18 protein-coding genes are annotated in these 19846 nt (G+C 68.0%); 10 read left to right on the top strand and 8 right to left on the bottom strand.

The genetic code is table 11. The features are described from left to right. Positions 1-168: 168 nt before the first annotated feature. Genes ASC46_RS15170 through ASC46_RS15155 form a run of 4 tightly spaced genes read left to right on the top strand, consistent with a single transcriptional unit; the run spans position 169 to position 5490 of the window. Positions 169-1755 carry a peptide ABC transporter substrate-binding protein gene (locus tag ASC46_RS15170; RefSeq protein ID WP_245280576.1) on the top strand — a complete coding sequence of 529 codons (1587 nt, stop codon included), beginning with the start codon at positions 169-171 and terminating at the stop codon, positions 1753-1755. A 48-nt stretch (positions 1756-1803) separates the two neighbouring features. Beyond that, a complete protein-coding gene (locus tag ASC46_RS15165; protein ID WP_055460149.1) occupies positions 1804-2724 on the top strand; it encodes an ABC transporter permease in 921 nt (306 codons plus the stop codon). Continuing rightward, positions 2717-3856, top strand: coding sequence for an ABC transporter permease (locus ASC46_RS15160; RefSeq protein ID WP_055460148.1), 1140 nt, complete (start codon positions 2717-2719; stop codon positions 3854-3856). The genes ASC46_RS15165 and ASC46_RS15160 overlap by 8 nt, the downstream gene beginning before the upstream one ends. Then, positions 3856-5490, top strand: a complete 1635-nt coding sequence (locus ASC46_RS15155) for an ABC transporter ATP-binding protein (RefSeq protein WP_055460147.1) — start codon at positions 3856-3858, stop codon at positions 5488-5490. The genes ASC46_RS15160 and ASC46_RS15155 overlap by 1 nt, the downstream gene beginning before the upstream one ends. A 48-nt stretch (positions 5491-5538) precedes the next feature. Here the strand turns inward: ASC46_RS15155 and ASC46_RS15150 are convergent, their stop codons facing one another. From ASC46_RS15150 to ASC46_RS15125, 6 genes are all read right to left on the bottom strand, one after another. Then, the gene (locus ASC46_RS15150; protein ID WP_055460146.1) at positions 5539-6615 is read right to left on the bottom strand and encodes an ABC transporter ATP-binding protein; all 1077 of its coding nucleotides are present in this window, start codon (positions 6613-6615) and stop codon (positions 5539-5541) included. Positions 6616-6632: 17 nt separating this feature from the next. Next, the gene (locus tag ASC46_RS15145) at positions 6633-7706 is read right to left on the bottom strand and encodes a Gfo/Idh/MocA family protein (RefSeq protein WP_055460145.1); all 1074 of its coding nucleotides are present in this window, start codon (positions 7704-7706) and stop codon (positions 6633-6635) included. Beyond that, a complete protein-coding gene (locus tag ASC46_RS15140) occupies positions 7703-8710 on the bottom strand; it encodes a Gfo/Idh/MocA family protein (RefSeq protein WP_055460144.1) in 1008 nt (335 codons plus the stop codon). The genes ASC46_RS15145 and ASC46_RS15140 overlap by 4 nt, the downstream gene beginning before the upstream one ends. Positions 8711-8723: 13 nt before the next feature. Next, positions 8724-9599 carry a carbohydrate ABC transporter permease gene (locus tag ASC46_RS15135; protein WP_026015408.1) on the bottom strand — a complete coding sequence of 292 codons (876 nt, stop codon included), beginning with the start codon at positions 9597-9599 and terminating at the stop codon, positions 8724-8726. Next, positions 9592-10470 carry a carbohydrate ABC transporter permease gene (locus tag ASC46_RS15130; protein ID WP_245280584.1) on the bottom strand — a complete coding sequence of 293 codons (879 nt, stop codon included), beginning with the start codon at positions 10468-10470 and terminating at the stop codon, positions 9592-9594. The genes ASC46_RS15135 and ASC46_RS15130 overlap by 8 nt, the downstream gene beginning before the upstream one ends. 85 nt (positions 10471-10555) lie before the next feature. Continuing rightward, positions 10556-11845: an ABC transporter substrate-binding protein gene (locus tag ASC46_RS15125; RefSeq protein WP_055460142.1), complete on the bottom strand. Its 1290-nt coding sequence runs from the start codon at positions 11843-11845 to the stop codon at positions 10556-10558. Positions 11846-12335: 490 nt separating this feature from the next. On the opposite strand from ASC46_RS15125, the gene ASC46_RS15120 reads away from it, so the two are divergent. After that, the gene (locus ASC46_RS15120; RefSeq protein WP_055460141.1) at positions 12336-13571 is read left to right on the top strand and encodes a Gfo/Idh/MocA family protein; all 1236 of its coding nucleotides are present in this window, start codon (positions 12336-12338) and stop codon (positions 13569-13571) included. A gap of 2 nt (positions 13572-13573) precedes the next feature. On the opposite strand, the gene ASC46_RS15115 is transcribed toward ASC46_RS15120, so the two are convergent. Then, the gene (locus tag ASC46_RS15115) at positions 13574-14329 is read right to left on the bottom strand and encodes a tetratricopeptide repeat protein (protein ID WP_245280575.1); all 756 of its coding nucleotides are present in this window, start codon (positions 14327-14329) and stop codon (positions 13574-13576) included. A 267-nt stretch (positions 14330-14596) separates the two neighbouring features. Between ASC46_RS15115 and ASC46_RS15110 the strand changes: the two genes are divergently transcribed. The 4 genes from ASC46_RS15110 (at position 14597) to ASC46_RS15095 (ending at position 17812) form a co-directional block, all read left to right on the top strand. Continuing rightward, entirely contained in the window at positions 14597-15193 is a 597-nt protein-coding gene (locus ASC46_RS15110; RefSeq protein WP_055460139.1) for a helix-turn-helix domain-containing protein, read from the top strand. A 6-nt stretch (positions 15194-15199) separates the two neighbouring features. Beyond that, complete coding sequence (locus ASC46_RS15105; RefSeq protein WP_055460138.1) at positions 15200-15757, top strand: GNAT family N-acetyltransferase; 558 nt, start codon at positions 15200-15202, stop codon at positions 15755-15757. Between the two features lie 3 nt (positions 15758-15760). Next, positions 15761-16267: a GNAT family N-acetyltransferase gene (locus ASC46_RS15100; RefSeq protein ID WP_055460137.1), complete on the top strand. Its 507-nt coding sequence runs from the start codon at positions 15761-15763 to the stop codon at positions 16265-16267. 153 nt (positions 16268-16420) lie between these two features. Then, complete coding sequence (locus tag ASC46_RS15095) at positions 16421-17812, top strand: leucyl aminopeptidase family protein (protein ID WP_425349156.1); 1392 nt, start codon at positions 16421-16423, stop codon at positions 17810-17812. Here ASC46_RS15095 and ASC46_RS15090 read toward each other — a convergent pair. After that, entirely contained in the window at positions 17794-18807 is a 1014-nt protein-coding gene (locus ASC46_RS15090) for a LysR substrate-binding domain-containing protein (RefSeq protein WP_055460136.1), read from the bottom strand. The genes ASC46_RS15095 and ASC46_RS15090 overlap by 19 nt on opposite strands. Before the next feature lie 130 nt (positions 18808-18937). Between ASC46_RS15090 and ASC46_RS15085 the strand changes: the two genes are divergently transcribed. Further along, on the top strand, positions 18938-19822 hold the full coding sequence (locus ASC46_RS15085; RefSeq protein WP_055460135.1) for an NAD(P)-dependent oxidoreductase: 885 nt from the start codon (positions 18938-18940) through the stop codon (positions 19820-19822). Positions 19823-19846 lie beyond the last annotated feature (24 nt).

Genomic DNA, 19846 nt, shown 5'->3' with positions numbered 1-19846 from the left:
TCCGGCCGCTATTTCGGTACCGCCCCATGCACTTCGCGTCCGCGAGTGTGATTGACGGCGTGAAAGGCGAGTGCTTTCCTTCGCCCGGCAAAGTCGACGCGCCGGAAAGACTTGGACTCGCTCAACTTTAATTCAAATGCCGGCGCAATCCAGAAGCGGGAGGCAGTTGTGAGCCGTATTCGACCGTTCCTCTGCGCCGTCGCTGCGCTGTTCGCGCTCACGACCCTGGCGCAGGCCGAGACCGTCTATCACCGCGGCAATGCCGGCGACCCGAAGACGCTCGACGCGCACCAGACCTCGATCGACGTCGAGGCCAATATCCTGTGGGATCTGCTTGAGGGTCTTGTCGCCTATGACGCGGCCGGCAAGGTAGTCCCCGGCGCGGCCGAGAGCTGGACCATGTCGCAGGATGGGACGGTCTACACCTTCAAGCTGCGCGCCGACGGCAAGTGGTCGAACGGCGATCCCGTCAAGGCCTCCGACTTCGTCTTCTCCTTCCGCCGCATCATGGATCCGCAGACGGCGGCGAAATACGCTTCGCTGCACTACCCCATCAGGAACGCCGAGAAGATCAACAAGTACGAGATGAAGCCCGAGGAACTCGGCGTGAAGGCCGTCGACGACCTGACGCTCGAGATCGCGCTCGAGCGGCCGACGCCCTATTTCCTCGAATTGCTCACGCACCAGACGGCGCTGCCGATGCATCAGGCGAGCGTCGAGAAATTCGGCAAGGACTTCGTGCGGCCGGGCAACTTCGTCTCCAACGGCGCCTACAGCCTCGCCGAGAACGTGCCGGGCGACCACATCAAGGTGGTCAAGAACCCGCACTACTGGGATGCGGCCAATGTCAAGGTCGACGTGGTCATGTTCTACCCGACCGAGGACAACGCCGCCGCGGTGCGCCGCTTCATGGCCCGCGAGCTCGACACCAACTACCAGTTCCCCATCGACCAGTTGCCCTTCCTCAAGGAGAAGCTGGGCGGCCAGGTGAAGACCTCGCCCTATCTCGCCATCGAATATTACGCCATCAACAACAAGAAGGAGCCGTTCAGCGACCCGCGCGTGCGCCGCGCCCTCGCCATGGCCATCGACCGCGACTTCCTCGCCGACAAGATCTGGAGCGGGGCCGCCGTGCCCGCCTACAGCCTCGTGCCGCCGGGCATCAACGGCTACACGCCGGCCGAGGCCGAATTCGCCGCGCTGTCGCAGCTCGACCGCGAGGACGAGGCCAAGAAGCTGATCGAGGAGGCCGGCTACGGCCCGGGCGGCAAGCCGCTCAAGATCGAGATCCGCTACAACACCAACGACGCACACAAGAAGGTGGCGACCGCCATCGCCGACATGTGGAAGCAGGTGTTCGGCGCCGAGGTCACGCTGCTCAACACCGACATCAAGACGCATTACGCCCATCTGCAGAACAGGGGCGACTTCGATGTCGCGCGCGCCGGCTGGGTCGGCGACTATGCCGATGCGCAGAACTTCCTCTATCTCGGCGTCACCGGCAATGCCGTCGGCAACTATTCGCAGTTCAGCAACGCGAAGTTCGACGAGCTCGTGAAGACCTCCGACGCGACGCTCGATCCCGCGGAGCGGGCGAAGATCATGGCCGAGGCCGAGGCCATCCTGCTCGCCGAGATGGGTCTCATCCCCATCCTCAACCGCACGTCGCTCCACCTCGTCTCCGACAAGGTGAAGGGCTGGGCCGATAATGTGCGCAACGTGCATCGCAGCCGCTACATCAGCATCGAGCGTTGATGAATCCCGGGCGGCCCCGCCGGGGCCGCCGTTCGCTGCGGAGACTTCATGCTCACCTACACCCTGCGCCGCCTCCTCAGTGCCGCCCCCACGCTTTTCGTCATCGTCACCGTCGCGTTCTTCCTGGTGCGCTTCGCCCCAGGCGGCCCCTTCGACCTCGAGCAGCCGCTCGCCCCGCAGGTGCTCGACAACCTGCGGCGCGCCTACAGCCTCGACCAGCCGCTCCACGTCCAGTACCTCGACTATCTCGGCAAGCTGGTGCGCGGCGACTTCGGCCCGAGCTATGTCGCGATCGACTTCACGGTCGGCGAGATGCTGCGCCGCGCCCTGCCCTATTCCGTCACGCTCGGCCTCAGCGCCCTCGCCCTGGCGATCTTCGGCGGCGTCGCGGCCGGCGTCTTCGCCGCCCTGCGTCAGAACAGCGCCGCGGACTATTCCGTCATGACCGTGGCGACGGTCGGCGTCACGGTGCCCAATTTCGTCGTCGCCCCCGTCCTGCAGCTCGTCTTCGGCCTCATGCTCGGGCTGCTGCCCATCGGCGGCTGGGGCGACGGCGGCCTCGCCCACCGGCTGATGCCGACGGTGGCGCTCGCCCTGCCGCAGATGGCGGTGATCGCACGGCTCACTCGCTCATCCATGATCGAGGCCTTGCGCGCCGACCACATCCGTACGCTCAGGGCGAGCGGCCTGCCCGGCCATGTCATCATCCGCCACGCCCTCAAGGGGGCGCTCTTGCCGGTGATCTCCTATCTCGGGCCGGCGGCCGCCGCCCTCGTCACCGGCTCGGTGGTCATCGAGAAGATCTTCGCCATTCCCGGCATCGGCGCCTATTTCGTCGAGGGCGCGCTCAACCGGGACTACACCCTCGTCATGGGCACGGTCGTGACGCTGGCCGGCTTCGTCGTCGTCTTCAACCTCCTCGTCGACCTCGCCTATGCGGCGCTCGACCCGCGGGTGCGCTATGACTGACGGTACGCTCGCCACCGATGCCGCCGCGGCGAAACCCGCCCCCGCCGGCCACAGCCTCTTGGCGCTCGCCATGCGGCGCCTCCTGCGCAACCGCGCGGCCGTCGCGGGCAGCATCGTCCTTGCCCTCATCACCCTCTTCTGCGTCGCGGGCCCCTGGCTGTCGCCGCATCCCTACGACCGCGTCTACCGTTCCTATGTCGCGATGCCGCCGAGCCTCGAGCTTTATCCGAAGGAATCGGCGCTCGCCGGCGCCATGGGCGAGGCGCTGGAGCGGGCCCGCCTCGCCATGGCCGACTTCTCTGTCGACGGCGACAGCTTCCGCGTCACGCTGCGCTCTGACCGGCCGATCGACCCGCGCAACACGCGCTACATCGAACGGCTCGACGAATTTGCCGATCCGCGCGTGGTCGAGACGCTGGACGAGGGGCGCACGCTCGTCGTCGCGGGCCGCGTCAACCGCCAGCTCTTCCTGATGGGGACCGACCGCAGCGGCCGGGACCTGATGACGCGCATCATGGTCGGTGGCCGCATCTCCCTGCTCGTCGGCCTGCTCGCCACCTTCGTCAGCCTCGTCATCGGCGTCGCCTACGGCGCCATCGCGGGCTTTGCCGGCGGGCGCGTCGACAATCTCATGATGCGCTTCGTCGATGTGCTCTATTCCCTGCCCTTCGTCTTCTTCGTCATCCTGCTCGTCGTCTATTTCGGCCGTGACTTCGTGCTCATCTTCGTCGCCATCGGCGCCGTCGAATGGCTCGACATGGCGCGCATCGTGCGTGGCCAGACGCTGGCGCTGAAGCGCCGCGAGTTCGTGCAGGCAGCGGAGGCCCTCGGCGTCGGCACGGGCGGCATCCTGAGGCGCCACATCGTGCCGAACCTCCTCGGCCCCGTCGTCGTCTTCGTGACGCTGATGGTGCCCAAGATCATCCTGCTCGAGAGCTTCCTCTCCTTCCTCGGCCTCGGCGTGCAGGCGCCGCTGACGAGCTGGGGCGTGCTCATCTCGGAAGGCGCGGCCAACATCCAGAGCGCGCCTTATCTCATCATCTTCCCGTCCATCTTCTTCGTCGCCACGCTCTTCGCCCTCAACTTCATCGGCGATGGCCTGCGCGACGCGCTCGACCCGAGGGACCGCTGATGGCCGATACCGTGCTCAGCATCCGCGGGCTCAGCGTCCGCTTCGAGACCGAGAGTGGTGCGGTCGAGGCCGTGAAGGGCATCGACCTCGACGTCGACGCCGGCGAGACGGTGGCCATTGTCGGCGAATCCGGCTCCGGCAAGAGCCAGACCATGATGGCGGTCATGGGCCTTCTTGCCCGCAACGGCCGCGCCGACGGCTCCGTCCGCTACCGCGGCGAGGAGATCCTCGGCCTGCCGGCGCGCGCGCTCAACCGCTACCGCGGGCGCAAGATCACCATGATCTTCCAGGAGCCGATGACCTCGCTCGACCCGCTCTACCGCATCGGCGAGCAGATCGCGGAGCCGCTGATGCGCCACGCCGGGCTCTCCCGCACGGCGGCCCGTCGGCGCGCCGTCGAGCTGCTCGACCTCGTGCACATCCCTGATCCGGAGCGGCGCCTTGCCGCCTATCCGCACGAACTGTCCGGTGGCCAGCGCCAGCGCGTGATGATCGCCATGGCGCTTGCCAACGATCCCGACATCCTCATCGCCGACGAGCCGACGACGGCGCTCGACGTCACCGTGCAGGCGCGCATCCTCGAGCTCCTGTCCGAGCTCAAGACGCGGCTCGGCATGGCCATCGTCTTCATCACCCATGACCTCGGCATCGTCCGGCGCTTCGCCGACCGCACCTACGTCATGAAGAGCGGCGAGGTGGTGGAGAGCGGCGCGACCGGCACGCTCTTCGAGCGGCCGCGGCACGACTATACGCGCATGCTGATCGAGGCGGAGCCGAGCGGCCGCAAGTCCCCGCCGCCGCCCGACAGCCCGACCGTGCTTACGGCCGAGGACGTGCGCGTCGTCTTCACCAGGCACGAGGGCCTGTTCGGCCGCAGGCGGCACGACCTGCGCGCGGTCGACGGCGTCGATCTCACCGTGCGCCGCGGCGAGACCGTCGGCGTCGTGGGTGAATCGGGCTCCGGCAAGTCGACGCTCGGCCGCGCCCTGCTGCGCCTGATGCCGGCGGCAGGCCTCGTGCGCTACGAGGACCGCGCGCTGATGCCGCTCGACCGGGCCGCCATGCGGCCGCTGCGCCGGCACATGCAGCTCGTCTTCCAGGACCCCTTCGGCTCCCTGTCCCCGCGGCTGACCGCGGGCGAGATCGTCACCGAGGGCCTCCTCGTGCACGAGCCGGGCCTGACCCGCGCCGAGCGTGACCGCCGCGCCGCATCCGCCTTCGAGGAGGTGTGGCTCGACCCGGCGACCCGCCACCGCTTCCCGCACGAATTCTCGGGCGGTCAGCGCCAGCGCATCGCCATCGCGCGCGCCATGATCCTCAAGCCGGCGCTCGTCGTGCTCGACGAGCCCACATCAGCCTTGGACCGTTCGGTGCAGAAGAGCATCGTGGAGTTGCTTCGCCACCTGCAGGAGAAGCACGGCCTCGCCTATATCTTCATCAGCCACGACCTCGCCGTGGTGCGGGCGCTCTCCGACGAGATCATGGTGATGAAATCGGGCAAAGTGGTCGAACGCGGCCCGATCGAGGCAATCTTCGATAATCCGCGCGAAGCCTATACGCGCGAATTGATCGCCGCCGCGTTCCTCGATGGGCGCGGCGTGCACATGGAGGCCGCCGCCGGACCAGGGCTCTGAGGCCAGCGGAGGAAGTCTTCCCCCTCCGTCCGAAGGCGGCGCCGCGCCTCAGACCCTGCGGCCGTCCTCGCCGAAGACATGCGCCCGCTCCACGTCGAAGCCGAGCGGCAGCCTCTCGCCGGCGCGGATGTGGCGCTGGCCGTCGAGCAACAGCGTCGCGCTCTGGCCGTCGGCGGTGCTGGTGTAGACCACCGTCGAGCCGCCGAGATGCTCGACGAGCTGCACCGAGGCTTCACCGAGGCTCGCGCCGTTGTCGCGCGCTTCCACGTGCTCGGGCCTGAGGCCGAAGACGAGCGGCTCGCCCGTCCGCGCCGCGAGCGGCCGCTCCAGGGTGAGCGCGCGCCCGGCCACCTCGATGGTGCGGCGCGAAGGGTCGCTGTCGGCGAGACGGGCCTTCAGGAAGTTCATCTTGGGCGAGCCGATGAATCCGGCGACGAACTGGTTGGCCGGGTTGTTGTAGAGGTCGAGCGGCCGGCCCACCTGCATGATGCGTCCGTCGCGCAGCACCACGATCTTGTCGGCCATGGTCATGGCCTCCACCTGGTCGTGCGTCACGTAGATCATGGTGCTGCCGAGCGTCTGGTGCAGCTTGGCGATCTCGACACGCATCTGCACCCTGAGTTCGGCGTCGAGGTTGGACAGCGGCTCGTCGAAGAGGAAGATCTTCGGTTCGCGCACGATGGCGCGGCCGATGGCGACGCGCTGGCGCTGGCCGCCGGAGAGCGCCTTGGGCCGGCGCTGCAGGAGATGGCCGATCTGCAGGATGTCGGCCGCCTTCTTCACCCGCGCCTCGATCTCCGCCTTCGGATAGCCCGCCGTCTGCAGGCCGAAGGCGAGGTTCTTGTAGACGTTCATGTGCGGGTAGAGCGCGTAGGACTGGAACACCATGGCGATGCCGCGCTTGGAGGCCGGCACTTCGTTGACGCGCTCCCCGTCGATGCTCAACTCGCCCGCCGAGATGTCCTCGAGCCCGGCGATCATGCGCAGAAGCGTGGACTTGCCGCAGCCGGACGGGCCGACGAAGACCGTGAACTCGCCCGGCTCGATGGCAAGGTCGATGCCGTGGATGACCTCGACGGAACCGAACCTCTTCTCGATCTTCGCGAGATTGATGCTGCTCGCCATGGTTCTCGTCCTCCCGTTCAGGCGGCGGGCCGCCAGCTCAGGTATTTGGGATGCGCCGCATCGAGCGGCAGGGCAACGTCCTCGCCCGTCGCGGCGGAATGGTAGAAGGCCGTCACCAGTTCGAGCGCCCGGCGCGCGTCGAGGCTCGTCACCGGCGGCGGATCGCCGGCGAGAAGCGCCCGGTAGAAGGCCTCCATCTGGCCGTTGAATCGCCGGCCAACAGGCGGGAAGCCGGCCAAGAGCTCCTCGATCTGCCGGCCGACCGCCTCGTTCGCCGGGATGACGCGCCAGGGGCCGTCGCCGGGCGAATAGGGCGCGTGCGTGCTCTCGAAGGTAACGTTCTCGAAGGATAGCCGCAGCCGGCTGATCTCCTCGTGCGAACCGAGGGTAGCGGTCGCGGAGACGAGGGCGCCCGAGGCCATCAGCCAACTCGAGGAGACGCAGTCCTCCACCTCGATGGTGTTGACCCGCGTCGCCGTGCGGGCGAACAGCCGCTCCACCGGCCCCATGAGGAAGGTCATGAGGTCGTGGATGTGGATGGCGTGAGTCATCAGGACCCCGCCGAGCTCGGTCGCCCAGCGGCCCCGCCAGGGATTGTCGTAATAGTCGGGCCCCCGCTTCCACAGGGTCTCGCAGGTGCCGACATAGGGCTTGCCGGCAAGGCCGCTGTCGATGATGCGGCGGGCCTGCATGGCGCCGTCGCCGTAGCGGTACTGGAAGATCGGCATCAGCCGGCCTTTGGCCTTCGCCTCCGCCGCGACGATCTCGTCGACCTCGGCAAGCGAGCCGACAAGCGGCTTCTCGCAGACGACATGCTTGCCTGCGGCGAGTGCCTTCAGAACCATCGGCCGGTGCGTCGCCGGCGGCGTCGAGATGTCGATGATGTCGACGTCGTCCATGGCGAGGAGCTCATCGAAGTCGCGGCAGCGCCGCGGCACCTCGAATTCCTCGGCGACGGACGAAAGGCGCGTTTCGTCGAGGTCGCAGACGGCGAGAACGCGGTATTTGTCGCCATGCGGCTGATAGCCCTCGACGATGTGTGAGCGGCCGATGTTGCAGCCGACGACAGCGACATTGAAACGCCTGGTCATGATTGCGCCTCCGCGAGGGCCTGGGCCTTGAGGGCGATCTCCATCGCGGCGAAACAGCGTGCCTGCGGCATCGCCGTCTCGGTGCGGTAGCGGATGTCGGACACGAGTTGATCCCCGTAGGGCAGGGCTGTCTGCGAGCAATCGATGTAGGTCACGCCCTTGCGGTCGGTGAGGAAGAGGTGATCGGTGCCCGGCCGCCCGGCGATGTCGATATACTTGCGCAGCTCGATCGTGCCGTCCGTTCCGGTGAGGAAGAGACGCCCGTCACCCCAGGTGGGCAGGCCATCGGGCGTGAACCAGTCGACGCGAATGAAGCCGGTGGCGTCCGTCGTGGCGAGATGGATGTCGCCATGGTCCTGCAGGCCCGGCCGGTCGGGATGGGCGCGGTTGGCGACGCTCGCCGACAGCACCTCCGCCGTCTTGGCTCCGGTAAAGAACAGGAATTGCTCGCACTGGTGCGAGGCGATGTCGACGAGGATGCCGCCGTAGCGTCGTCGCTCGAAGAACCAGGCTGGGCGCGTCGCCTCGCGCAGCCGGTGCGGGCCGAAGCCGGTGACGGAGACGACCTTGCCGATGGCCCCGGCGGCGACGAGCTCGCCCGCCTTCACCGTGGCGCGGTTTTCGAAATGCTCGGAATAGAGGATGGAGAGGATGCGCCCGGTCTCGGCCTGCACCGCCTTGACCTCGGCGAGTTCCTTCAGCGTCACCATGCCCGGCTTGTCGAGCATCACGTCCTTGCCGGCGCGCATGGCGGCGATGGCGAGCCCCGCCCGCTCATCGGGGATGGCCGCGGAGACGATGAGGTCGATCGACGGGTCCTCCAGCGCCCGGCGCCGGTCGTCGAGCTGCGGCGCGCCGGGATAGCGCGCGCCGAAGGCCGCCGCAAGGTCGTCTTCCTCGGCGAAGTAGCCGGCAAGCTCGGCCCCGGCTCTCAGAAGGCAGTTCACCTGCCCGTAGATGTGATCGTGGTTGAGGCCGACGGCCGCGAAGCGAACGGGTTTCATGGGACGCGGGGCCTCAGCGTTTCATGCCGGTGGTGGCGATGCCCTCGATGAGCAGTCGCTGGAAGAAGAGGAAGAAGAGGAACACCGGCACGAGCGACAGGTTCGACATCGCGAACAGGGCCGACCAGTCAGACGTGCCGGTCGAGTCGACGAAGGAGCGCAGGCCCAACTGCACCGTGTAGGTGTTGATGTCGTTGAGATAGATGAGCGGACCGAAGAAGTCGTCCCACGTCCAGATGAAGGAGAATATCGCTGCTGTCGCCAGCACGGGCAACGAGAGTGGCAGCATGATGCGGAAATAGATGCGGAAGGGACCGCAGCCGTCCATTACCGCCGCCTCGTCCAATTCACGCGGGATGCCACGGAAGAACTGCACCATCAGGAAGATGAAGAAGGCGTCCGTGGCGAGATATTTCGGCACGATGAGCGGCAGCGGCGTGTTCACCCAGCCGAGCTCGAGGAACAGGATGTACTGCGGGATGAGCACCACGTGATAGGGCAGCATCAGGGTGCCCAGCATCAGCGCGAACCAGAAGTTGCGCCCGCCGAAGCGCAGCCGCGCAAAGGCGAAGGCGGCGAGCGAGCAGCCGAGCACATTGCCGATGGTCGCCAGCACCGAGATGACGAGCGAGTTCCAGAAGAACTGGCCGAAGCTCACCTGCAGCCCCATCCAGCCGCGCAGGTAGCTGCCGAAATCGACGCTCGAGGGAATGAGCGAGGTCGTGCCGAAGAGCTCGTCCTGCGGCCTGACCGAGCCCGAGACCATCCACAGGATGGGATAGAGCATGGCGATGGACGCGGCGATGAGCGCCCCGTGGATCAGCAGGGAGCGTGTGCGGGAGCGCCGGCCGCGTGACGGCGGGGCGGCCGTGACGGTGGCGTCAGTCATCGTAGTGCACCCAGTAGCGCGCGCTGAGGAACGAAAAGGCCGTGAACAGCGCGATGATGACGAGCAGGATCCAGGCGAGCGCCGCGGCATAGCCCATGCGGAAGAAACCGAAAGCCTCCTGGTAGAGGTAGAGCGTGTAGAACAGCGTCGAATTGATCGGCCCGCCGGTGCCCTCGCTGATGATGAAGGCCGGGGTGAAGGCCTTGAACGCCTCGATGGTCTGGATCACCGCGTTGAAGAAGACGACCGGCGTCAGGAGCGGCAGCGTGATCTTGAAGAACTGGCGCACCTTACCCGCGCCGTCGATCTCCGCCGCCTCGTACATGTCGGTCGGGATTTGCCGGAGGCCGGCGAGGAAGATGATCATCGGCGAGCCGAATTGCCAGATGGAGAGGACGACGAGCGTGTAAAGCGAATAGTCCGGGTTGGAGACCCAGCTCGGCCCCTCGATGCCGAAGGCCTTCCACAGCAGCATGTTGACGAGGCCGTCGGAGGCGAAGAGCTGGCGCCACAGCACCGCGATGGCGACCGAGCCGCCGAGCAGCGACGGCAGGTAGAAGATGGCGCGGTAGACGGTGAGCCCGCGGATGCCGCGGTTGAAGGCCATGGCCACGGCGAGCGCGAAGACGAGCTTCAGCGGCACCGACAGGACGACATAGATGAAGGTGACGCGCATCGCGGCGGCGAATTTCGGATCGTCCGTCGCGATGCGCACGTAATTGGCGGCTCCCACCCAGTCCGGCGCCCGCAGGAGGTCGTAGTTGGTGAAGGACAGGTAGAGTGAGACGAGCGCCGGTCCCAGCGTCAGGCCGAAGAAGCCGATGAGCCAGGGCGCGAGGAAGAGATAGCCCGGCGCGTTGCGGGCCAGCATCCGCCTCAGGGTGCCCCGTCGCGGTGCGGCGGCGGGGCGGACCTCGTCCACCCAGACGGTGGGATGAACCGTCATCACCGGCGCCTCAGCCGCGCTTCAGGATGGTCTGGGCTTCACGCACCAGCTTCTCGCCGCCGGCCTCCGGCGTGGCCCGACCGAAGCCGACCTCCTCGGCGACGCGCTTCAGCGCGAAGGCGAGCTCACCCGCGCCGGGAGGCGGCGGCGGCGGCAGTGCGCCGACACCGGGCGTGATGTCGGCGATGTATTTCACCATCACCGAGTCGAGGTCGTTCAGCTTCGGTGCCAGCCCGTTTCGCATGGATTCGGAGGCCGGCACGCCGCGCTCGACGCCGAGGATCTCGACGCCTGTCGAATTTGCGACAAGGAAATTGGCGAAGGCCACCGCAGCATCCGGGTGGGCCGAACCGCTCGCGACGCTGATGAGCATGGATGGCTTCAGATAATGGCCCGATGGCGAATCTGCGCTCACTTTCGGGTAGGAGCTAACGCCGAGGCGAGACTTGTTGAGCTTCTGATAGCCGATGTACTGGTTGGAATGGGCAAAGGCGGTGGCCGCCTTGCCGGTGGTCAGCGGATTGGTCTCGATGTTGAGTTGGTCCAGCGCCTGCACGTCGGCGGGCACGCAGGCTCCGCTCTTGCGCATATCGGCCCACATCGCGAACCACTTCGCCGCGTCCTCCGGCCCGAACCCGAGCGCTCCGTCCGCGGTGAACAGGGCCTTGCCCTGCTGCCTCAGCCAGTTCTCGAGCGCCGGCTCGACGCCACTCGCATCGGCCGAGGCATAGAAGCCCGGCTTCGTCTTTTTGGCGCTCAGCGCCGCACCCTTCTCCGCGAAGGCCTCCCAGGTCATCCCGGGCTGGGGCGGCTCGATGCCGGCCTTCTCCCACGCCGCCTCGTCGTAGAGGACGATGCTCGAGTTGACCCCGAGATTGACGCCATAAAGTTTGCCGTCGACCCGCCCGGAATCAATATTCATCTGCCCGAAGTCGGCGATGTTCAGGGATTTGTCGAGATAATCGTCGAGCGGCTTCAGCGCCCCGCGCCGCGCGTATTCGAAGATGTAGCGGTAGTCCATCTGGATGAGGTCCGGCGCGTTGCGCCCGGCGACCTGGGTGGCAAGACGCGGCCAGTAGTCGCTCCAGCCGGCGAACTCGCCGGTGATCGACACGTCGGAGGCGACGCCCTTGTAAGCCTCGATCGCCTTAAAGGTGCGGTCCGCCCGCTCCTGCGAGCCCCACCACAGGAAGCGCAGGCGCGCCGCCTGGGCCCATACCGGACCGCTACCGAACGCCGCGAGCGACAGGGCCGCCGCGCCACCGGAAAGTACACTTCGCCTGCTGAGCGTGATCGACATTCGCGTGTCCTCCCTCAGGACATCCCCGCCGGAAGCGGGACGGGTTACCGGCTTTCTCGCCGATTTATAACCGTTCAGTTACTAACGTGACGGTGGCCGGACGCTTTGTCAAGCGCTGATCGCACCCGGCGCAGAATGCCCGCTTCGGCCATTGGAGCATCTTGCGCACGACCACGTCCATCACCGCCGGGCACTTGCCATTTCTGCCGCTGCCAAGCGTCCGCGCTGGCCAGTGCATGGCCATGCCCAGCGCTTGCCCGCTTTTCGAGTGGCCCTGGCGCCCCTGCACCCGCGAGAAATCGCTCGTCTCGGCGCCGCGCCCGATGTCGCGTCGTGGCAGGAGCGCCCAGTCGCCCCTTGACAGGGAGCGCTTTCGGCTTCCACAAATCACCAACCAGTTACAAAATACCGCTGCGAACCGCTCCCCGGGGAACGCGGCGGATGCAGCCCCGGATGGCGTCTAGCGCCTCCGGCGGAGGAGGAAGCGGCCATGGCTGAGGGTTCCAATCGCACCCGTTACGCACTCGTCGGCGTCGGCAATCGCGGCACCACCATGTGGGGCCGCGAACTGCTCGCCGGTTGGGGCGACTATGTCGAACTCGTCGGCATCTGCGACCTCAATCCAATGCGAGCGGAGCGAGCCCGGGCCATGATCGGCACGGCCGCGCCGCTCTATGCGGATTTCCCGCAGATGATGGCCGAGCTGAAGCCGCAGCTCGTCGTCGTCTGCACGCCGGACGACACCCACGACGACATCATCGTCGAGGCGCTCGAGGCGGGTGCCGACGTCATCAGCGAGAAGCCGCTGACGACGACGGCCGAGAAGATCGAGCGCATCCGCGCGGCGGAGCAGCGCACCGGCCGGCGGGTTGACGTGTCCTTCAACTACCGCTTTGCGCCCACCGCCGCCCGTATCAAGGAGCTGATCGATGCCGGCGCCATCGGTGAGGTCGTCTCGGTCGACTTCCACTGGTATCTCGACAATCAGCACGGAGCCGACTACTTCCGCCGCTGGCACGCTTTCCGTGCCCGCTCGGGCAGCCTCTTCGTGCACAAGGCGACGCACCATTTCGATCTGCTGAACTGGTACCTCGATTCCGATCCCGTCGAGGTGAAGGCCTTCGGCGAGTTGCTGCACTACGGTCGCAAGGGGCCTTTCCGCGGCGAACGCTGCCGGACCTGTCCGCACAAGGCAAGGTGCGACTACTACCTCGACCTCTCGGCCGATCCCTTCCTCGACGCGCTCTACGAGGAACCGTCCGCGGTCGACGGCTATTTCCGGGACGCCTGCGTCTATCGCGAGGAGATCGATATCCCCGACACGATGACGGCGACGATCCGCTACGCCAGCGGCGTGCAGGTGTCATATTCGCTCAACACCTACATGCCGGTGGAAGGCCACCACATCGCCTTCAACGGCCACCGTGGCCGCATCGAGCTGCGGCAATACGAGAAGCAGCCGTGGGAAGCGCCGGCGGTCGACGAGATCCTGCTGATCCGCAGCTTCGGCGGTGGCGTCGAGCGCATCCGCGTGCCGCACGAGCCGGGCGGCCACTACGGCGGCGACAATCGCATGCGCGACATGATCTTCAGGCCCGGCGCGCAGGACAGGCTGCGCCAGCGCGCCGGATCCCGGGCTGGCGCGATGTCGGTGCTGTGCGGCATCGCCGCGCTCGAGAGCGCGACGAAGGGCGGCGCCTGCGCCGTGCCGGCCCTGCCCGCCTGAGGTCAACTGCGACGGCCGGCCGCCTGGCGCAGAAAGGCCATGTTGGCCGCGACCTCGGCCGGCGGTAGGCTCTGGGCCAACACCTGCTCGGCCTCGCCCATCTTGCCTTGCAACGCCAGCACCAGCGCCAGGTTCTGCTTCACGCGCCCATCCGCCTGCGGATGTGCGGCCGCCTGCCGCAGCACGCGCTCGGCCTCGGCGGGCTGCTTCGCGAGGGCATAGGATAGGCCAAGGTTTGACAAGACGCTTGGCTCACCCGGCACGATCTTGAGAGCTGTGAGATAGTAGCGCTGGGCCGCCACATGGTCGCCGAGCTGGTCCGCCACCGTGCCCTGCGCCGACAGAACGCGCCAGTCGGGCTTGTCGGGCGTATGGGCGCGAGCGAGCACGCCCTCCGCCTCCTTGAAACGCCCGACGTCGATGAGCGCCTTGCCGTAGGCGGCCAGCACGTCGTGGTCCGTGGGACTGTGCAGCGCCGCCTGCTGCAGCACCGCAACGGCCTGCGAACGCTGGTCGAGCGCGCGCAGCGCCTGCGCATAATTGAGCGCAGCCTGCCTGTCCGTCGGTCGCGCCTCGTAGCGCTTGCCCCACTCCTGCGCGGCGGCACGCCACTCGGCCTCGCCGCGCGCCGTCGGCGCTTGCGGCTCGGCCGCACGCGAGCCGATGAGACCGATCGAGCCGGTGACGTCGTCGCGCGACAGGCAGCCGGCAAGCGACAGGGCGAGAGTCGCCACCGCCCCAGCACGCCAGACGCCCATGAACATCCGGCGCAGCGCAGCCGGCCTGCACGATTGAGCCGCCATGATCGCCCCATACTGACATCGCATCAATGCGCCCGATGCAATTGATAGATCGTTAACCCTAACGAGGCGTTAACCGGAGCGGCGGAGCGATGAACCGCGCCTCGCGTCGTCGCTCCGCTGCCCAGCGGCCCAAGAGACCGGCAGTGTCAATGCCTATTATGCAGGCATCCCTGCCCATTCTTCGGGCTTCCAGATTCCAATATACGAGAAGATCATTCTCATATGATGGAAAAGCAGCTGACCGACGACGATATCGCCAGGGCGCTCGGCCGCAGGCTGAAGGGGCTGCGCCGCAAGGCGGGGCTGACGCTCGAAGCGCTCGCGGAGCAGGCAGGCATCAGCCGTGCCATGATCTCCCGCATCGAGCGCGGGGAATCGAGCCCCACCGCCGTGCTGCTGGGCCGGCTGTGCGCCGGGCTCGGCGTGAGCCTCGCTTCACTCTTCGCCCGCGAGACGCCGGTGGCGAGTCCTTTGCAGCGCGCCGGGGATCAGCCCGTCTGGCAGGATCCTGAAACCGGCTACGTGCGGCGCGCCGTCTCGCCATCCGGCACCGGCTCGCCGGTCGAGATCGTCGACGTGACCCTGCCGCCTGGCGCGCGGGTCGCCTTCGACCACCCCTGGCTGTCGCGTGGCATCGACCAGCATGTCTGGGTGCTCGACGGCACGCTGGAGAAGACGATCGGTGACGAGGTCTTCCTGCTCCACGCGGGCGACTGCCTGCACATGCGGCTCGACCGCCCCAACGTCTACCACAACCCGGGCACGCGGCCGGTACGCTACGCCGTCGTGCTCGCCCCGATCGATGAGCGCAAGGGCTGAGACGCCATGAACGAAGTCGCCACCGTCACTGACGGGTCGCCCACGGGACCCGTCGCCATCCGCCCGCTGACGGCCGGCGAGGCGACTGCCCGGCTCGGCGAGCTCGCCGCCGTGCTCGTCGATGCCGTGGTGCACGGCGCCTCGGTCAACTTCCTCGCCGGCCTGACGGCGCAGGAGGCTGCCGCCTTCTGGCGCAGCCAGTTGCCGGGCATCAGTGACGGCAGCCGCGTGCTCTTCGTCGCGGAGGAGGGTGGCCGCATCGTCGGCACCGTCATCCTCACCTATGCCCATCAGCCCAATGCGCCGCACCGAGCGGAGATCGGCAAGATGCTGGTGCTCGCGCGCCACCGCCGCCGCGGCATCGGCAGGAGCCTGCTGAGCGCGGCTGCAGAGGCGGCCCGCACCGCCAGGCGCACGCTCCTCCTCCTCGACACGCAGACGGGCAGTGCCGGCGAAGCCCTCTACCGCGCCTGCGGCTGGCAGGCGTTCGGGGTGGTGCCGGACCATGCGCTGGCGACCGACGGCGTGCCCGCAGCCACCACTTTCTTCTACAAGAAGCTCTGACGCATGCCGACCATCCGTCACGCACGCGAGGCGGACGTTCCCGCCATCCTCGCCCTGCACAACCACCACATCCTCAACAGCCTCGCCATCTGGCGCCACGAGCCGGCCGATCTCGACGAACGGCTCGGCTGGTTCCGGGAGCGCACGCACAAGGGCTTTCCTGTCCTTGTCGCGGAGCTGCCTCCGGCCAGCGACGCGGCGCAGGTCGCCGGCTTCGCCACCTACGGCCCGTTCCGCAGCGGGGCAGGCTATGATCTTACGGTCGAGAGCTCCATCTACGTGGGCGAGGCCTTCCAGCGCCGCGGCGTGGCAACCGCGCTGATGGAGGCACTCATTGCGGAAGCGAGGCGCGACGGACGCGCGGTGATGGTGGCCGCCATCGGCCTGCCGAACGATCCCTCGCGAGCCCTCCACACCCGCTTCGGCTTCCGCGAGGTCGGCCGCCTCGAAGGCATTGGCCGCAAGTTCGGCCGCGCGCTCGACCTGCTCATGATGCAGAAGGATCTGTGATCCGGTGCCCTGCGGCGGCGCAGATGGAATGCCGCCCGGATGACTCTCCCTCCCTTGCCGGGGTGCGTCGGCCTGCCCTTTGGCCCCACCGCCCTCGCGGCGGCGCTACGCCCGTGCTATCGACGACGGGTTCATAGAGGAGGACCCGTGACCGTGCACGCGCTCGTCGCCGCCATCGACACCCCTTCCATCGCCGTTCACCTCGTGCAGCCGGAGAGCTGGCCGGGCGTGCGCGACAGCCTGCCGGCGAGTGCCCGCGCCTTCGCCGAGGCGCACGGTTTCGCGCCGAAGCCGGGACGCTATCTCGCGCTGCCCGATGCCGAGGGCGCCATCGCCGCCGTGCTGTTCGGTATTGATCCCGCGGACAGCCGCCGGGCGGATCCCTTCCTGGCCGGCAAGCTGCCCGGCCTCTTGCCCGAGGGCACCTATCACTTTGCCACGCTGCCGCCCGGCACGGCCGAGACGGCCACCCTCGCCTTTCTCCTCGGCGCCTATCGCTTCGACCGCTATCGGGACAAGAAGGACGGCGGCTGCCGTATCGTCCTGCCCGAAGGTGTCGACGGCGACGAACTGGCGCGGATCGCCGAGGCGGTGATGCTCGGGCGCGACCTCGTCAACACGCCGACCAACGACCTTGGCCCGGACGGCATCGAGGAGGCGATCCGGGCGCTCGGCACGCGCTTCGGCGCCGAGGTGCGAACGATCGTCGGCGACGAACTCCTGAAGCAGAACCTGCCGATGATCCATGCGGTCGGCCGCGCCTCGGCGGTGCCGCCGCGTCTCGTCGACCTCACCTGGGGCGCCGCCGATGCGCCCAAGATCACCCTCGTCGGCAAGGGGGTCGCCTTCGACACGGGCGGGCTCGACATCAAGCCCTCCAGCGCCATGCTGCTGATGAAGAAGGACATGGGCGGCGCCGCAGCCGCCATCGCGCTCGCTCAGATGATCATGGACGCACGCCTGCCCGTGCGTCTGCGCCTCATCGTCCCGGCGGTCGAGAACGCCATTTCCGGCGCCGCCTTCCGGCCCGGCGACATCCTTCAGAGCCGCAAGGGCATCACGGTCGAGATCGGCAATACCGACGCCGAGGGCCGGCTCATCCTCGCCGATGCGCTCGCCCTCGCCGACGAGGAGGCGCCTGAGCTCATCGTCGATTTCGCCACGCTGACCGGCGCCGCGCGCGTCGCCCTCGGCCCGGACCTGCCGCCGCTCTTCACCCGCGACGAGGGCCTCGCCGGCGACCTGCAGCGCCTCGGCCTCGCCGTCAACGACCCGCTGTGGCGCCTGCCGCTGTGGGGCGCCTACGATTCCATGCTGGAATCGAAGGTCGCGCAGGTGAACAACGTCTCGAGCGGTGGATTCGCAGGCGCCATCACCGCCGCCCTCTTCCTCCAGCGCTTCGTCGAGAAGGCGACGGCCTACGCCCATCTCGACATCTATGCCTGGAACCCCTCGACGAAGCCCGGGCGGCCGGAGGGCGGCGAGGTCCAGGGCGCGCGGGCGCTCTACGCCTATCTCCGGGAGCGCTACGGCTCGCTCGGCTGACCTTCGCCGGCCTGCGCATGGCGCCGCAGGCCCTCGACGACACGCTCGGCCGCGCGTGACAGGGGACGGTCGATCAGCGTGATGATGCCGACCGCCCCAAGATCGAGCGACAGCTCCACCGGCAGAACAGCGAGAAAGCCACGCTCGATCCAGGGCGCCACCGTGTTGCGCGGCAGCACGGCAAGGAAGTCGCCCGCCAGCAGCAGGTTGATGGTGATGTCGACAGAATCGGTCTCGATCGCCTTCGCCGGCGAGGGTAGGCCCGCGCGCCGCAACATGTCCTCGAAACGTGCGTGCAGCACACTGCCGGGCGGGTGCACCACCCAGGGCGCGCCCATCAGATAGCGCAGGTCAAGGTCGCGCAACGCAAGGTCCGCCGCCCGCATGGCGATGGGGTGATCGGCCCGGCAGACCACCACCTGCCGCTCGTCGACGAGGAATTCGAACGACAGGTCGTGCCGCTCGCTCGTCACGGGGATGCGCCCGACGACGAGGTCGAGCCGCCGCTCGCGCAGCGCCGCGAGCAATGTGCCGCTCGTGCCGAGAACGAGCGACAGGGCGATCGGGTCGCTCGCGCGGTGCAGCGACACGGCCGTGGCGCTGATGAGGCCCGGCACCGCACCGACGATGGAGCCGAGGCGCACGCGCCCGCCGCGACCGCTGGCGATGGCCGCCAGTTCCTCGCCCGCTGCCGACAATTCGGCGACGATGTTGCCCGCCCGGCGCAGCAGCGCGTCGCCAGCCGCGGTCGGCCTGAGGCCACGCGGCAGGCGCTCGAAGAGGCTGCTGCCTAACGCCTCTTCCACTTGGGCGAGCAACTTGGACGCCGCAGGCTGGCTGATGTGCACCGCCTCCGCCGCGCGGTGCAGGTTGCCGTACTCGCCGATCGCGACGAGCAGTTGCAACTGGCGCAGCTTGAGCCGCCGCACGGCCGCCTCCAGCGCTGGTAACGCAGCAACCGTCACCCGCTCCCCTGTCGTCATATCGATATCCATTTTTATATCGATTGATCGAAGAAAGCGATTAGGCGGTTATCGATCTTTCGTCTAGAGCCATTCTCAAGAGCTGCGCCGCCAACTGGCAGAGCCGGCCGGATGTATCGGAGGAATGTGCGAGGATGGATCGATGACCGACACCAAGCCGACCGTCGCCTTTCTCGGCCTCGGCCTTATGGGCGCGCGCCAAGCGCGCCGCCTGATCGAGGCCGGCTGGCCGCTGGTCCTGTGGAACCGCTCACGCGAGAAGGCCGAGGCGCTCGCCCCGCTCGGCGCGCGTGTCGCCGGCAGTGCCGCCGCGGCGGCGGCGGAGGCCGAGATCGTCATCACCATGCTGGAGAACGGCCCCATCGTCGAGGACGTCGTCTTCGCCCAGGGCGTCGCCGGCGCCATGCGGCCCGGTGCCGTCCTCATCGACATGAGCTCGATCAAGCCGGCCGAAGCACAGGACCATGCAGCGCGTCTCGCCGAAAAGGGCATCGCCTATCTCGATGCGCCTGTGTCCGGCGGCACGGTGGGCGCCGAAGAGGGCACGCTCGCCATCATGGTGGGCGGCGACGAAACGGTCTTCGACCGCATCGCGCGCGTCTTCGCACCCATGGGCCGGGCGACGCGCGTTGGCCCCCATGGTGCCGGCCAGCTCGCCAAGCTCGCCAACCAGATCATCGTCGGCGTCACCATCGGCGCCGTGGCCGAGGCGCTGATGCTCGCCGCGCGCGGCGGCGCCGATCCGGCCAAGGTGCGCGAGGCCCTGCGCGGCGGCTTCGCGGAGAGCCGCGTGCTCGACCTGCATGGGGCCCGCATGGTGGAGCGCGACTTCACCACCAAGGGCCGCTCCGTCACGCATCTCAAGGACCTCGACAACGCCCTCGATGCCGCCGAGCGCCTCGGCTTGGCGGCAACGCCCTTCACGGCCGCGACAGCCGACCTCTTCCGCGGCCTCCTCGCCAATGCCGGCGACCTCGACCACTCGGGGCTCCTCGTCGAGCTCGAGCGCCGCAACCCCGCCAACTGATCGACGCCGGGAAAAGGACCCTTA

Source organism: Chelatococcus sambhunathii (assembly GCF_001418005.1).
In the GTDB taxonomy this organism is placed as follows: domain Bacteria; phylum Pseudomonadota; class Alphaproteobacteria; order Rhizobiales; family Beijerinckiaceae; genus Chelatococcus_A; species Chelatococcus_A sambhunathii.
The sequence above is the reverse complement of the archived record's forward strand: the minus strand, read 5'-3'. Positions and strand labels throughout refer to the sequence as shown.

What these genes read in the sequence shown, in the direction of transcription:
- ASC46_RS15165 (WP_055460149.1), top strand. Translation starts at nt 1,804, where the DNA reads ATGCTCACCTACACCCTGCGCCGCCTCCTCAGTGCCGCCCCCACGCTT.
- ASC46_RS15160 (WP_055460148.1), top strand. Translation starts at nt 2,717, where the DNA reads ATGACTGACGGTACGCTCGCCACCGATGCCGCCGCGGCGAAACCCGCC.
- ASC46_RS15155 (WP_055460147.1), top strand. Translation starts at nt 3,856, where the DNA reads ATGGCCGATACCGTGCTCAGCATCCGCGGGCTCAGCGTCCGCTTCGAG.
- ASC46_RS15150 (WP_055460146.1), bottom strand. Translation starts at nt 6,615, where the DNA reads ATGGCGAGCAGCATCAATCTCGCGAAGATCGAGAAGAGGTTCGGTTCC.
- ASC46_RS15145 (WP_055460145.1), bottom strand. Translation starts at nt 7,706, where the DNA reads ATGACCAGGCGTTTCAATGTCGCTGTCGTCGGCTGCAACATCGGCCGC.
- ASC46_RS15140 (WP_055460144.1), bottom strand. Translation starts at nt 8,710, where the DNA reads ATGAAACCCGTTCGCTTCGCGGCCGTCGGCCTCAACCACGATCACATC.
- ASC46_RS15135 (WP_026015408.1), bottom strand. Translation starts at nt 9,599, where the DNA reads ATGACTGACGCCACCGTCACGGCCGCCCCGCCGTCACGCGGCCGGCGC.
- ASC46_RS15130 (WP_245280584.1), bottom strand. Translation starts at nt 10,470, where the DNA reads ATGCTGGCCCGCAACGCGCCGGGCTATCTCTTCCTCGCGCCCTGGCTC.
- ASC46_RS15125 (WP_055460142.1), bottom strand. Translation starts at nt 11,845, where the DNA reads ATGTCGATCACGCTCAGCAGGCGAAGTGTACTTTCCGGTGGCGCGGCG.
- ASC46_RS15120 (WP_055460141.1), top strand. Translation starts at nt 12,336, where the DNA reads ATGGCTGAGGGTTCCAATCGCACCCGTTACGCACTCGTCGGCGTCGGC.
- ASC46_RS15115 (WP_245280575.1), bottom strand. Translation starts at nt 14,329, where the DNA reads ATGGGCGTCTGGCGTGCTGGGGCGGTGGCGACTCTCGCCCTGTCGCTT.
- ASC46_RS15110 (WP_055460139.1), top strand. Translation starts at nt 14,597, where the DNA reads ATGATGGAAAAGCAGCTGACCGACGACGATATCGCCAGGGCGCTCGGC.
- ASC46_RS15105 (WP_055460138.1), top strand. Translation starts at nt 15,200, where the DNA reads ATGAACGAAGTCGCCACCGTCACTGACGGGTCGCCCACGGGACCCGTC.
- ASC46_RS15100 (WP_055460137.1), top strand. Translation starts at nt 15,761, where the DNA reads ATGCCGACCATCCGTCACGCACGCGAGGCGGACGTTCCCGCCATCCTC.
- ASC46_RS15090 (WP_055460136.1), bottom strand. Translation starts at nt 18,807, where the DNA reads ATGGATATCGATATGACGACAGGGGAGCGGGTGACGGTTGCTGCGTTA.
- ASC46_RS15085 (WP_055460135.1), top strand. Translation starts at nt 18,938, where the DNA reads ATGACCGACACCAAGCCGACCGTCGCCTTTCTCGGCCTCGGCCTTATG.